Origin of the sequence: Pseudomonas sp. G11-1 (assembly GCF_024031555.1) — a bacterium.
In the GTDB taxonomy this organism is placed as follows: Bacteria; Pseudomonadota; Gammaproteobacteria; order Pseudomonadales; family Pseudomonadaceae; genus Halopseudomonas; species Halopseudomonas bauzanensis.
On record NZ_QEYQ01000002.1, the window covers coordinates 323,774 to 336,469 of the forward strand.

General features: G+C 60.0%; 15 protein-coding genes. 7 read left to right on the forward strand and 8 right to left on the reverse strand.

The features are described 5' to 3' along the window. Position 1 precedes the first annotated feature (1 nt). Genes DHB74_RS07585 through sdhC form a run of 4 tightly spaced genes read right to left on the reverse strand, consistent with a single transcriptional unit; the run spans position 2 to position 3,242 of the window. Positions 2-706: a succinate dehydrogenase iron-sulfur subunit gene (locus DHB74_RS07585; RefSeq protein WP_036992524.1), complete on the reverse strand. Its 705-nt coding sequence runs from the start codon at positions 704-706 to the stop codon at positions 2-4. Between the two features lie 11 nt (positions 707-717). After that, on the reverse strand, positions 718-2,490 hold the full coding sequence (gene sdhA, locus DHB74_RS07590; RefSeq protein ID WP_036992525.1) for a succinate dehydrogenase flavoprotein subunit: 1,773 nt from the start codon (positions 2,488-2,490) through the stop codon (positions 718-720). A 3-nt stretch (positions 2,491-2,493) separates the two neighbouring features. Next, the gene (gene sdhD, locus DHB74_RS07595; RefSeq protein WP_036992526.1) at positions 2,494-2,862 is read right to left on the reverse strand and encodes a succinate dehydrogenase, hydrophobic membrane anchor protein; all 369 of its coding nucleotides are present in this window, start codon (positions 2,860-2,862) and stop codon (positions 2,494-2,496) included. Beyond that, positions 2,856-3,242 (reverse strand): succinate dehydrogenase, cytochrome b556 subunit, encoded by a 387-nt coding sequence (sdhC, locus tag DHB74_RS07600; protein ID WP_143063068.1) that lies wholly within the window; start codon positions 3,240-3,242, stop codon positions 2,856-2,858. Before sdhC ends, sdhD begins: the two co-directional genes overlap by 7 nt. Positions 3,243-3,593: 351 nt before the next feature. Here sdhC and gltA point away from each other — a divergent pair, with 351 nt between their 5' ends. After that, positions 3,594-4,868 carry a citrate synthase gene (gltA, locus tag DHB74_RS07605; RefSeq protein ID WP_499161144.1) on the forward strand — a complete coding sequence of 425 codons (1,275 nt, stop codon included), beginning with the start codon at positions 3,594-3,596 and terminating at the stop codon, positions 4,866-4,868. Positions 4,869-4,929: 61 nt separating this feature from the next. Here gltA and DHB74_RS07610 read toward each other — a convergent pair whose 3' ends face one another. After that, on the reverse strand, positions 4,930-5,184 hold the full coding sequence (locus DHB74_RS07610; protein WP_036992528.1) for a YkgJ family cysteine cluster protein: 255 nt from the start codon (positions 5,182-5,184) through the stop codon (positions 4,930-4,932). A gap of 59 nt (positions 5,185-5,243) precedes the next feature. Further along, positions 5,244-6,116 carry an NAD(P)-dependent oxidoreductase gene (locus tag DHB74_RS07615; RefSeq protein ID WP_499161145.1) on the reverse strand — a complete coding sequence of 291 codons (873 nt, stop codon included), beginning with the start codon at positions 6,114-6,116 and terminating at the stop codon, positions 5,244-5,246. A 211-nt stretch (positions 6,117-6,327) separates the two neighbouring features. Here DHB74_RS07615 and ppnP point away from each other — a divergent pair, with 211 nt between their 5' ends. Continuing rightward, positions 6,328-6,609 (forward strand): pyrimidine/purine nucleoside phosphorylase, encoded by a 282-nt coding sequence (gene ppnP / locus DHB74_RS07620; protein WP_499161146.1) that lies wholly within the window; start codon positions 6,328-6,330, stop codon positions 6,607-6,609. Here the strand turns inward: ppnP and DHB74_RS07625 are convergent. Continuing rightward, positions 6,606-7,040, reverse strand: a complete 435-nt coding sequence (locus tag DHB74_RS07625; protein ID WP_499161147.1) for an acyl-CoA thioesterase — start codon at positions 7,038-7,040, stop codon at positions 6,606-6,608. The genes ppnP and DHB74_RS07625 overlap by 4 nt on opposite strands. Before the next feature lie 145 nt (positions 7,041-7,185). Here DHB74_RS07625 and DHB74_RS07630 point away from each other — a divergent pair, with 145 nt between their 5' ends. The 3 genes from DHB74_RS07630 to DHB74_RS07640 are packed head-to-tail and all read left to right on the forward strand — an operon-like array spanning position 7,186 to position 10,481. Beyond that, entirely contained in the window at positions 7,186-9,441 is a 2,256-nt protein-coding gene (locus tag DHB74_RS07630; RefSeq protein WP_499161148.1) for an Orn/Lys/Arg family decarboxylase, read from the forward strand. Between the two features lie 25 nt (positions 9,442-9,466). Beyond that, a complete protein-coding gene (locus tag DHB74_RS07635; RefSeq protein WP_499161149.1) occupies positions 9,467-10,183 on the forward strand; it encodes an AzlC family ABC transporter permease in 717 nt (238 codons plus the stop codon). After that, positions 10,173-10,481: an AzlD family protein gene (locus DHB74_RS07640; protein WP_499161150.1), complete on the forward strand. Its 309-nt coding sequence runs from the start codon at positions 10,173-10,175 to the stop codon at positions 10,479-10,481. The genes DHB74_RS07635 and DHB74_RS07640 overlap by 11 nt, the downstream gene beginning before the upstream one ends. A gap of 52 nt (positions 10,482-10,533) precedes the next feature. Here DHB74_RS07640 and DHB74_RS07645 read toward each other — a convergent pair whose 3' ends face one another. Next, positions 10,534-11,421 (reverse strand): LysR family transcriptional regulator, encoded by an 888-nt coding sequence (locus tag DHB74_RS07645; RefSeq protein WP_499161151.1) that lies wholly within the window; start codon positions 11,419-11,421, stop codon positions 10,534-10,536. Positions 11,422-11,539: 118 nt separating this feature from the next. On the opposite strand from DHB74_RS07645, the gene DHB74_RS07650 reads away from it, so the two are divergent. Both DHB74_RS07650 and DHB74_RS07655 read left to right on the forward strand, forming a co-directional pair. Further along, positions 11,540-12,154, forward strand: coding sequence for a glutathione S-transferase family protein (locus tag DHB74_RS07650; protein ID WP_499161152.1), 615 nt, complete (start codon positions 11,540-11,542; stop codon positions 12,152-12,154). Positions 12,155-12,179: 25 nt separating this feature from the next. Next, positions 12,180-12,629, forward strand: coding sequence for a VOC family protein (locus DHB74_RS07655; RefSeq protein ID WP_499161153.1), 450 nt, complete (start codon positions 12,180-12,182; stop codon positions 12,627-12,629). Positions 12,630-12,696: the final 67 nt, after the last annotated feature.

The following is a 12,696-nucleotide window of genomic DNA, read 5'->3' on the forward strand; positions in this document are numbered from 1 at the left end:
ATCAGGTACCGCTCTGCAACAGCATGTTGCGAATGTGGCCGATAGCACGAGTCGGGTTCAGACCCTTGGGGCACACATTAACGCAGTTCATGATACCGCGGCAGCGAAACACACTGAACGGGTCATCCAGCGCTGCCAGACGATTCTCGGTCTCGGTGTCGCGGCTGTCCGCCAGGAAGCGGTAAGCCTGCAACAGACCCGCGGGGCCGATGAACTTGTCCGGGTTCCACCAGAACGACGGGCAGGAGGTGGAACAGCATGCACAGAGAATACACTCGTACAGGCCATCCAGCTTCTCCCGCTCTTCCGGCGACTGCAGACGCTCGATAGCCGGCGCCGGCGTGTCGTTCTGCAGATACGGCTGAACTTTCTCGTACTGCTTGTAGAAGATGCTCATATCGACGACCAGGTCACGGATTACCGGCAAACCTGGCAACGGACGCAGCACCAGCTTGTTGTTCTTCACTACGCTAGACAGCGGAGTAATACAAGCGAGGCCGTTTTTGCCATTGATGCTCATGCCGTCGGAACCGCAGACACCTTCACGGCAGGCGCGGCGGAAACCCAGACCCGCGTCCTGCTCCTTGGCCAGCTGCAGCACATCCAGCACCATCAGGTCTTTACCTTCGGTGTCGACCTGAAAATCCTGCATGTAAGGAGCCTTGTCGGTCTCCGGGTTGTAACGATAGATACTGACTTGCAACATACCGGACCCCCTTAGTAAGTGCGGATTTTAGGTTCAAACACCGGAACGGTTTTCGGTGCGAAGTTGACGCTACGCTTGGTCAGCTGCTTGGTCTGCGGATGGAACATGCTGTGGCACAGCCAGTTCTCATCGTCACGATCTTCGTAGTCTTCACGAGCGTGGGCGCCACGGCTTTCCTTCCGCGCTTCAGCGGCGATAGCGGTCGCTTCGGCCACTTCCAGCAGGTTCTGCAGTTCCAGCGCTTCGATCCGCGCAGTGTTGAACGCGTTGCTCTTATCGTCGATCTTGACGTTGGCAATACGCTCGCGCAGGCTCTCCAGCTCCTTGATGCCCTTCTGCATGTATTCACCAGTACGGAATACACCGAAGTAGTTCTGCATGCAGTTCTGCAGTTCCTTGCGCAGGGGCGCAACTTCTTCACCCGTGGTACGGGTGTTGATGCCGGACAGGCGAGCCAGGGAGGCATCGATGTCGGACTCGGAAGCACCGCGGTAGTCGATACCTTCCTTCAGTGCGCTTTCCAGGTGCAGACCGGCAGCGCGACCGAAGACCACCAGGTCGAGCAGCGAGTTGCCTCCCAGGCGGTTGGCGCCGTGTACGGATACGCAGGCCACTTCGCCAACGGCGAACAGACCATCGATGATGTGATCGTTGCCGGCGGCATCCTGGGTAATCGCCTGACCATGAATATTGGTAGCAACACCACCCATCATGTAATGGCAGGTCGGTACGACAGGTACCGGAGCGGTAACCGGGTCAACGTGGGCGAAGGTCTTGGACAGCTCACAGATACCCGGCAGGCGGCTGTGCAGTACTTCTTCACCCAGGTGATCCAGCTTCAGCATCACGTGGTCGCCATCCGGGCCACAGCCGTTGCCAGCCAGGATTTCCTTGACCATGGAGCGGGCCACAACGTCACGACCGGCAAGGTCCTTGGCGTTTGGCGCATAACGCTCCATGAAGCGCTCACCGTGCTTGTTGATCAGGTATCCACCTTCACCACGGCAACCTTCGGTAACCAGTACCCCGGCACCGGCGATGCCGGTCGGGTGGAACTGCCACATTTCCATGTCCTGTACCGGCACACCAGCGCGCAGCGCCATGCCGACACCGTCACCGGTGTTGATCAGGGCGTTGGTAGTAGAGGCATAGATGCGGCCCGCGCCACCAGTGGCCAGTACGGTGGCCTTGGAGCGGATGTAGACGGTTTCGCCGGTTTCGATGCAGATGGCGATAACACCGACGACGGCGCCGTCCTGGTTCTTGACCAGATCAACTGCGTACCATTCGTTGAGGAAGGTGGTGTTGTGCTTGATGTTGGCCTGATACAGGGTGTGCAGCAGCGCGTGACCGGTACGGTCGGCAGCGGCACAGGTACGGGCAGCCTGGCCGCCGTTACCATAATCCTTGGACTGACCACCGAACGGACGCTGATAGATGCGGCCCTGCTCGGTACGGGAGAACGGCAGGCCCATATGCTCGAGCTCGAACACGGCTTCGGGGCCTACGGAACACATGTATTCGATCGCGTCCTGGTCACCGATGTAGTCGGAACCCTTGACGGTGTCGTACATGTGCCAGCGCCAGTCGTCATTCGGGTCCGCCGAGGCGATGGCACAAGTGATACCGCCCTGGGCGGATACTGTGTGCGAACGGGTCGGGAACACCTTGGTTACCACAGCAGTCTTGTGACCACCCTGGGCCAGCTGCAGCGCTGCACGCATGCCAGCACCACCACCACCAACGATGATGGCGTCAAAAGTCAAAGTACGAATATTAGCCATTGATCAAATACCCCACAGGATCTGTACACCCCAGACGAACAGCACGAACATCGCCAGACCGCAAACCACCTGGAACAGGAAGCGCAGTACGGTGGCGGCTTTGCCGAAAGCCATAGGCGTCAGGTAGTCGGTAGAAATGGTCCACATACCGACCCAGGAATGCACGCTCAACGCGACCAGCGTCAGCAGACTGAAGATGCGCATGGCGTTGTTGCTGAACAGACCCTGCCACTCGGCATAGGTCAGACCCGGATTGAAGATCAGGTAACCGAGCAGAAACAGCGTATAGGCCGCCAGCAGAACGGCGGAAACGCGCTGCGCCATCCAGTCATACAGGCCGCTGCGCGACAGGTTGGTGACGTTGGTTACCATATCCATACTCCCAGAAGAACAATCAGAACGACGGCGATAACGATCACCAGCTTGGAACCAAGTCGGCCACCCTCCAAGCTCTCACCGACACCAGCATCCATCACCAGGTGACGAATACCCGCTACCAGGTGATACAGCAGGGCGGACAGGACACCCCAGAGCACCAGCTTGGCGAACGGATTTTGCAGGCATGCCTTGACTTGCTCGAAACCGGCTTCGGAACTCAATGATGTGCTCAGCATCCAAAGCAGACCTGCAATGGCGATGAACAGAATGATTCCCGACACTCGGTGAGCAATAGACGTATAGGCGGTAACAGGAAGCTTGATTGTCCTGAGATCTAGATTGACAGGTCTTTTGCTATTCACGGCTATCTTCACACTCATGGCCCTGTGGTCAGGGCTGGTTATAGGAAGGTGTGGATCACACCCAAATGACGCGCGGCGCAGCTTCATGGAAGAAGCCGAATGGGTCACTTTTGCCGGTCAAGGAGTATAGTGATTCGGGCGTCTGATTACAATCTGCAAAACCCCTGCCCTCGGCCTTCGCAGCTGGACATCAGCCAGGCAACTGCGACAATTGCGCACATATCCGCTTACCAATGAAACCTTTGAATAACGACGATTTGCAAACTCAATCGGTAGAATTGACAAACGGGTTTTTGACTTTATAGTGATGCGGGCCCTGCGTGGGGGGTCACACTTTCGATACAGCAAAACAGGAGGCCATCAATGGCTGACAAAAAAGCGCAGTTGATCATCGAGGGCGCTGCCCCCATCGATCTGCCTGTCTATTCGGGCACTTTGGGGCCGGACGTCATAGATGTTCGCGGCCTGACAGCCGAAGGCGTCTTCACTTTCGATCCCGGTTTCATGGCGACCTCGTCCTGCGAATCCAAGATCACCTTCATTGATGGCGATAACGGAATTCTCTTGCATCGGGGCTACCCGATCGAACAGCTGGCAGAAAAATCTGATTTCCTCGAAACCTGCTACCTGCTGCTCAAGGGCGAACTGCCCAACGCAGAAGAGAAGCAGAAGTTTGACAGCACCATCAAGAACCACACCATGGTGCACGAGCAATTAAAGAACTTTCTCAACGGCTTCCGTCGCGATGGCCACCCAATGGCCATCATGTGCGGCGTAGTGGGTGCCCTGTCCGCCTTCTACCACGACTCGCTGGACATCAATAACGCTCAGCATCGCGAAATCTCGGCCATTCGCCTGATCGCCAAGATGCCGACCATCGCCGCCATGGTCTACAAGTACTCCATGGGCCAGCCGCTGATGTACCCGAACAACGAGCTGAGCTACTCGGAAAACTTCCTGCACATGATGTTCAACACCCCGGCCGAGATCAAGCCGATCGATCCGATCCTGGCCCGCGCCATGGATCGCATCTTCGTGCTGCATGCCGACCATGAGCAGAATGCCTCGACCTCTACCGTCCGTCTGGCGGGCTCCACCGGTGCCAACCCCTTCGCCTGTGTCGCCGCCGGCATCGCCGCGCTGTGGGGACCGGCTCATGGGGGCGCCAACGAAGCCGTACTGCGCATGCTGGATGAAATCGGTGATGTATCCAACATCGATACCTTCATCGCCAAGGCCAAGGACAAGGACGACCCCTTCAAGCTGATGGGCTTCGGCCACCGCGTGTACAAGAACTTCGACCCGCGCGCCAAGGTCATGAAAGAGACCTGTGACGAGGTATTGGGCCTGCTGGGCATCAATGATCCGCAGCTGGAACTGGCCATGAAGCTCGAAGAAATCGCCCTGAGCGATCCCTACTTCGTCGAGCGCAACCTGTACCCGAACGTCGATTTCTACTCCGGCATCATTCTCAAGGCCATCGGCATTCCTGCCGAGCTGTTCACCGTGATCTTCGCCACCGGCCGCACCCCGGGCTGGATCGCGCACTGGAACGAGATGATCAGCAATCCGTACAAGATCGGTCGTCCGCGCCAGCTGTACACCGGCCACACCAAGCGCGACTACCCGAACAACTAAGTCGCCGCTCAGGTATGAAAAAGCCCGCATCTGCGGGCTTTTTTGTGTCTGGCTGGCAAACTCAGCAAGCTGTGGCCTGCTCCCACCAGGTCAGGATCTGCAACGCCTCTTCGGCATTGTTGCCACATACCTGCGCATCGGCCATGAAGCCCGCGCAGACTGCCGGCCGATCCGGAGAGTGAAAGATATTGCAGCGCCGATCCGCGGCCAGGTGGATACAAGCCATACCCGCCGGCTTGCCCTGGGGCATGCCGGGGATGGGTGAAGTAATAGAGGGCGCTACGCAGCAAGCACCACAGCCTTCTCGACATTTCATGGAAGCACAGCATCTCGTGACGGAATACGGGAACGCCCGATGGCCGGGCGCCGCGTATTTTATTTTCCGTTCTTGAGTCTGGCAATCAGACTTGATGTATCCCAGCGATTACCGCCCATCTGCTGCACATCGGCATAAAACTGATCCACCAGCGCCGTGACCGGCAACTGCGCACCATTGCGGCGGGATTCATCCAGCACGATGGCCAGGTCCTTGCGCATCCAGTCCACGGCAAAGCCGAAGTCATACTCACCGGCCAGCATGCTCTTGTGACGGTTCTCCATCTGCCAGGACTGAGCGGCGCCCTTGCTGATCACCGAGACCACCGCTTCTCCGTCCAGACCGGCACATTCGGCAAAATTCAGCGCCTCGGCCAGCCCCTGTACCACGCCGGCAATGCAGATCTGGTTGACCATCTTGGTCAGCTGACCACTGCCTACCGGGCCCATCAGACGAATCATTCTGGAGTAATGATGGATAACCGGCCGCGCGAGATCGAACACCGACTCCTCACCGCCGACCATGACTGTCAATTGGCCATGCTCAGCTCCCGCTTGCCCGCCCGATACCGGCGCGTCGAGAAAACCCACGCCCCGCTCAGCAGCCAGTTGCGCCACCTGGCGCGCCACACCTGCCGAGGCAGTGGTGTGATCGACGATAACCGTGCCAGTGCGCGCCCCGGCAAGAATACCCTCCGGCCCGTCCACCACCTGCAGCAGGTCCTGATCATTGCCCACGCAGATCATTACAAAATCCTGCTCCGCCGCCGCTTCCGCTGGCGTAGCACAGGCCCTGCCACCGTACTCTGCTACCCAGGCCGCCGCTTTTTCAGCTGAGCGGTTGTATACCGTCACCTCGTGTCCGGCCCGGGCCAGATGCCCCGCCATCGGATACCCCATTACCCCAAGACCTACAAAGGCTACATTGGCCATACAGACTCCCCGATTCATCAATTCGATTCCTGCCCCCGGACCCATGCGGCATGGTAGTTCAGGACATACCGGAGGACGACCGCTGGATCATAGCAGGCTTGAGGTCATCGGCCAGCCACACGGGGGCGATCGCCATCGATTCCGGCTCTGGTTGGCGAGCAGCGCGACAGGCATAATGTGCGCCCTTTTACGCCGTCCACGGAGTCACCGGATGTTCAATACCAATCAGTATTTCGAAGGAAAAGTAGCTTCCATTGCCTTTCGCCAGCCCGAAGGCGCGGCCACTGTCGGCGTCATGGCCCCCGGCGAATACGAATTCGGCACCGGCAGCCTGGAAATCATGCATGTCATCACCGGCCAACTGACCGTCAAGCTGCCTGGCAGTGACGTCTGGGAAGAGTTCGGCGCCGGCACCCGGTTCACCGTGCCGGCCAACAGCCGCTTCAATCTGCAGGTAGAACAGGATACCGCCTACCTCTGCGAGTATCGTTAAACCGTAACGATCGCCTTGCCATACAACTCGATGAACTCCCGCGGCATCCGCCGCGGCCGTCCACTGCTCAGCTCGACACAGGCGAAGGTGGTGTGGGCGCGCAGCAGCGTGGCACCATCGCGCGGCCGGCACAGCTGAAACTGACGCGTCATGCGCAGCTTGCTGTCCCAGCTGACGATCCAGGTGCCCATGCACAGCTCTTCATCCAGGTAGGCCGCCGCCAGATAATCGATCTCGTGACGCACCACTACCATGGCCCGGTCCAGTTGCTGATATTCATCCAGCCCCAGCCCAAGCGACCGCGAATGCTGCCAGGCGCAGCGCTCCAGCCAGCGTACATAGACCGCATTGTTGGCATGCCCCAGCTCGTCGATATCCTCTGGCAGCACACGAATCTCATCGATAAAGGGGTTTTCCAGATCCCATTTCACACTCGGTCTCCCGGCAAGACATAACGTAGGGCGTGCAGCATATCATTCCCGACGGCGACAGCGAGGCCATGCTACCCCTGCGGCGAACTTGCCAATCCCCCGGCGCAGCACAACACTGTCATACAGCCCCCATGTAGGAGACCGCATGTTCAAGCATCTGCATTTCCCGATTCTGGTGATCAATCCTGACTGTGGACGCGGCAATGTCGCCGGCCAGCAGCTCGACGAACTCTTCGATGCTTTGAAGCATGAAGGCTTCGAAGTACTTTCCACCACCTCCCTGGATGAGGGCCGCCTGGTCGCCGAGGCCCACCGCGGGCTGTCCTGCATCCTCTTCAGTGCCGAAAATGATGCCCAGCAGGGGCTGGAGCCGGTCCGCAAACTGTTCGCCGCCGCCCATTCACGCTCGCCAGAACTGCCGATCATGGCCCTGAGTACCGCCCAGGCCCTGGATAACCAGTTGCTGAGCAATCTGCGCGACCTGCACCAGCTGCGCGGCATCATCTACCTGTTCGAAGACACCATGCCCTTTATCGCCGGCCAGATCGCCCGCACCGCCCGGGCCTATCTGTCGCAGCTGCTACCGCCGTTCTTCAAGGCCCTGCTCGACTATACCGGCCGCGCCAGCTACTCCTGGCACTCGCCGGGCCACGGCGGTGGTGTGGCCTTTCGCAAGAGCCCGGTGGGCCGCGCCTTCCATGACTTCTTTGGGGAAAACACCCTGCGCTCGGACTTGTCCGTTTCGGTGCCCGGCCTGGGCTCGCTACTGGATCACAACGGCCCCATCGCCGAAGCCGAAGCCAATACCGCCCGCACCTTCGGCGCCGACCACAGTTTCTATGTAATCAACGGCACCTCCACCGCCAACAAGATCATCTGGCACGCCTTTGTCACCCGGGATGACGTGGTACTGGTCGACCGCAACTGCCACAAGTCCATCCTGCATGCGATCACCATGACCGGAGCGATACCGGTGTACCTGACCGGCTCGCGTAACGACTACGGCATTATCGGCCCCATCAGCCTGGATTCCTTCTCCCCACAGAACCTGCGCCAGCGCCTGGCCGAACACCCATTGTTGCAGGGGCGTGCCCCGCGCATCCGCCTGGCCGTGCTGACCAACTCCACCTACGACGGCCTGTGCTACAACGCCGAATTGATCAAGGATGAGCTGGAAGACGCCGTGGAGGTACTGCACTTCGATGAGGCCTGGTACGGCTATGCGGCCTTCCATGAGTTCTATGCGGGACGCCATGGCATGGGCAGCAAGCGCGGCTTCGACCGCGCCCAACACCCGCTGGTGTTCGCTACCCAGTCGCCGCACAAGGTGCTGGCCGCGCTGTCCCAGGCCTCGATCATCCTCGCCGAGAACAGCGTCGAACAGCAGCTGGATGTGGAGCGCTTCAACGAAGCCTTCATGATGCACACCTCCACCTCACCGCATTACGGCATCATTGCCTCGATCGATGTGGCCACCGGCATGATGGCCGGCGAGCCCGGTCGCTCGCTGGTACAGGAAACGCTGGACGAAGCGCTGTCCTTCCGCCGCGCCATGCAACAGACTGCCGAACGGCTGGCCGAAGATGAGTGGTGGTTTGATGTCTGGGAGCCGGAACAGGCGTTGGATAACGAAGAGCTGCAAGCCAGCGACTGGACTCTGGACAACCACGCTGACTGGCACGGCTTCGGCGAGATGGCCGACGACTACGCCCTGCTCGACCCGATCAAGGTCACCCTGCTGACCCCCGGCGTCGAAGAACATGGCCGGCTGGGCCGCACCGGCATCCCCGCCGCCATCGTTACCCGTTTCCTGGCCGAACGCGGCCTGGTGGTGGAGAAGACCGGCCTGTATTCCTTCCTGATCCTGTTCTCGTTGGGCATCACCAAGGGTAAATGGAGCGCGCTGGTCTCCGAACTGCAGGAATTCAAACGCCTCTACGACAGCAACGCCCCGCTGGAACTGACCCTGCCCGCGATCGCCCGCAGCGGTCATTACCCCGGCATGGGCCTGCGCGACCTGTGCCAGGACCTGCACCGTTTCTACAAGACCCAGCGCATGGTGCGCGTATTGCGGCAGATCTACACCGAACTACCGGAGATCGTCGTGCGCCCCGCCGATGCCTGGCAACAGATGGTCCGCGGCCAGGTGGAAATGGTTCCGGTCGACCAACTGGCCGGCCGCATCAGCGCGGTCATGCTCGTCCCCTACCCGCCCGGCATCCCGGTGATCATGCCCGGAGAGCGCTTCCCTGAAGACAGCAGCGCGATCACCGATTACCTGCGCATCGCCCTGGCCCAGGATCAACAATTCCCCGGGTTCGAGAGCGATATACATGGACTGCGGCCGATGGTGCAGGAAGATGGGAGTGTGCGGCATTCTGTGGATTGTCTGGTGGAGTGATCTCAAAATAAGCGATCATCACGGCATGACCGACACTGATCATCACTTGCACCAATTCGACCGCCACATTGTATGGGCCGGCTTCATCCAGCTGGCACCCATCTCCCTGTTTGTCGCGGTCTTTGGCGCCGCCTTTGGATTAGCCGCAACGCAGGCCGGCCTGAGCGATTCTCTGATCGTCACCATGAGCACCCTGGTGTTTGCCGGTGCCTCGCAGTTCGCTGCGCTGGAGTTGTGGGGTCCGAGTGTCCCACTGCTTACCTTGGGCATCACCGTCTTCGCCATCAATGCCCGACACCTGCTGATGGGCGCCACGCTCTACCCCTGGCTGCAACACCTGCCCGCAAGGCAACGTTATGGGGTGATGCTGGTGGCTTCGGATGCCAATTGGGCGCTGGCCATGCAGGCGTTCGCCAATCGCCGCCCCGGCATAGGCCTGTTACTGGGCGGCGGCCTGGCGCTGTGGCTGTCCTGGGTTATCGGCACCTGGCTGGGGGTGCTGTTGGGCGGCGCCATCTATTCGCCCGAGGCACTGGGGTTGGATATGGTGATGGGCTGCTTTCTGCTGGCCATGGCGGTCAGTGGCGACAAGAACCTGCGCCTACTGGTGATCTGGATAATCGCTGCCGCCGCCTCCCTGTTGGCCTACCGCTATCTGCCCGAGAACAGCCATGTCGTGGTCGGCGCAGTGGCGGGCGGGATAGCCGGCACCATTTGGGCGGGAAACAAGCATGAGCGTTGACGCCACAGGTTCAGGCGCCTGGCTGCTGGTACTGGTCATGGCGGTAGTCACCCTGGCCACCCGCTGGGGCGGCGTCTATGTCATGTCCTTCGTGCCCATCGGCTTTCGCGTCCGGCAATTTATCAGCGCCATGTCCGGCTCGGTGCTGGTCGCCCTGTTGGCACCCATGGCCCTGGATGGCGACACCGCAGCCCGGCTGGCACTGCTGACCACTGGCGTTGTCATGTTGCTGGTGAAGAAGCCGCTTCCAGCGATTGCCGCTGGTATTGTGGTGGCGGCGTTGTTCAGGCAGTTTTGATCGCGTCAGACTGACGCGGGGCTGCCCGTCAGCAATCCCTACGGAGCTGCGGTTACAGCGATGCTCCCTGCAGATGCTGTTTGGCAGCTTCGATAAAGGCCCGCACATTGGGATGATTCTTGCGCCCGGTTTGAAAGAGTAATGAAACCGGCAAGGTTGGTGCGGTTTCATCGGTCAGCAGGAGTTCGAGCCGGCCCGCGGCGAGTTCATCAGCGACCTGATACGACATTGTCCGAATCACACCCAAACCTGAGACCGCCGCCGAAACGGCTGACTGCATATTGTTGACCGACAACCGTGCGGAGCGACCAAAGCGGCGTACCTCATCAAGCCCCCATCCGCGATGGGGACCGGCCTCATCCTCGATCCAGATCACCTCGTGCTGGCGAAGGTCGGACAAGGAAGTCGGACGGCCGTGTTTTGCGAGATAAGCAGGACTGGCGGTGAACACCCGCCTGACCTCCCCAACCCGCAGCATATGCAGTGAACTGTCAGGCAGGTCAGCGATGCGGACAGCAATATCAATCCCCTCCTCCACCAGGTTAACCATCCGGTCGAGCAGCAGAAACCGGATCTGCAGCTCGGGATACGCCCGTAACAGCTCGACGATAACCGGCTGAATATGCAAGCGACCGAACATGAGCGGAGCCGTCACCGTCAGGATGCCGCTCGGCGCCGAACGGCGTCCCCGGACTATATCGAAGGCCTGATCAATCTCGGCAATACCGGCGCGGCAGCGCTCCAGAAACAGTGCGCCTTCGTCGGTCAGCCGCACGCTGCGTGTGGTGCGCCGTAGCAGCTGCACACCGAGACTCGACTCCAGCGCAGCGACCGTCCGCGAGACAGTCGTGGGCGATAAATTGAGCCGTCGCCCCGCTTCGGCAAAGCTTGCGTGCTCAGCCACGCTGATAAAGGTTCTTAGCGTCCGGAGTCTGTCCATGGCCCGCCCCCGTGGATTGATATCAGTTTTCGCAATAGTGAAGTGCCAACTGGACTGATTCTCTCACTTCCCATCACCAGACAGAATGGCTGCATCGTCAATACGGAGAACCTTCGCCATGAAACTCTACCACTACCCACTATCCGGGCACGCGCATCGCGCCGCCCTGTTCCTCTCGCTCACCGGCGTGCCGCACCAACTGATCGAGGTCGACCTGTCCTCCGGCGAACATAAGCAACCGGCCTTTCTCGCCCTCAACGCGTTCGGCGAAGTGCCCGTGCTGGACGACGCCGGCGTGATCATTGCCGACTCACTGGCGATCCTCGTCTACATAGCGCGCAAGATCGGGCCTTCGCATTGGTTGCCGAACGAGCCAGCGGAAGAAGCCCAGGTGCAGCGGTGGTTGTCGGTAGCCGCCGGAAAGATCGCCTACGGCGCCTGCGCCGCGCGGCTCATCACCGTATTCGGTGCGCCCTTCAACGTAGAAGAAGTCATCGGCCGCGCCTACGCCACACTGGCGGTCATGGAACAGACGCTGAAGGAGCAGCGCTGGCTCGCGAGCGCAGAGAAACCCACCATCGCAGACGTCGCGCTGTACAGCTATATCGCCCGTGCCCCCGAAGGCAATGTGGACCTGACCAGCTACCCGCAAGTCCAGGCCTGGCTGCGCCAGATCGAGGAGCTACCCGGCTTTGTTCCCTTTCAACGTACACGGGCCGGGCTGCAAGCCTGAGCCCTGCCCTTGAGGAGCGATCAATATGAACTTTGACAATCTACGTCTCGACCATATCGGCATTCGCGTCACGGACCTGGCGATAGCCGAAGCCTTCTACGCCAAGCTCGGCTTCCTCCGCGATCCCGAGGAATACGCCCCAGCAGTCAAAGCCTGCGGCCTCGTACACCCTGGCGGCTTGCGTATCCACCTGATTTATAACGGCGAAACCGCAAGCGAAGGCAATGTCTTACTGGATGCCCTGGTCAAACGGCCCGGCTACACCCATGCGGCCTTCATCATCGACAGCATGGATGAGCTGGTAGCCTGGCTTGACCGCGAAAACATCCGCATCAGCGAAGGCCCGGTGATGATGGGGCATGGTCGCCGCAACGTCTGCTTTATCCGCGATCCAGATCTGAATGTGCTGGAATTCAACGAGATACTCGACCAGGCCGTCGCAGAACCATCCCAATTTCGTACCGCTATCCAATAGCAGGTAACGAAGCTTGGCTATAGTGCATAAGCACGCACCGCCCTTCCCCGTGCCTGTAACAGGAGAG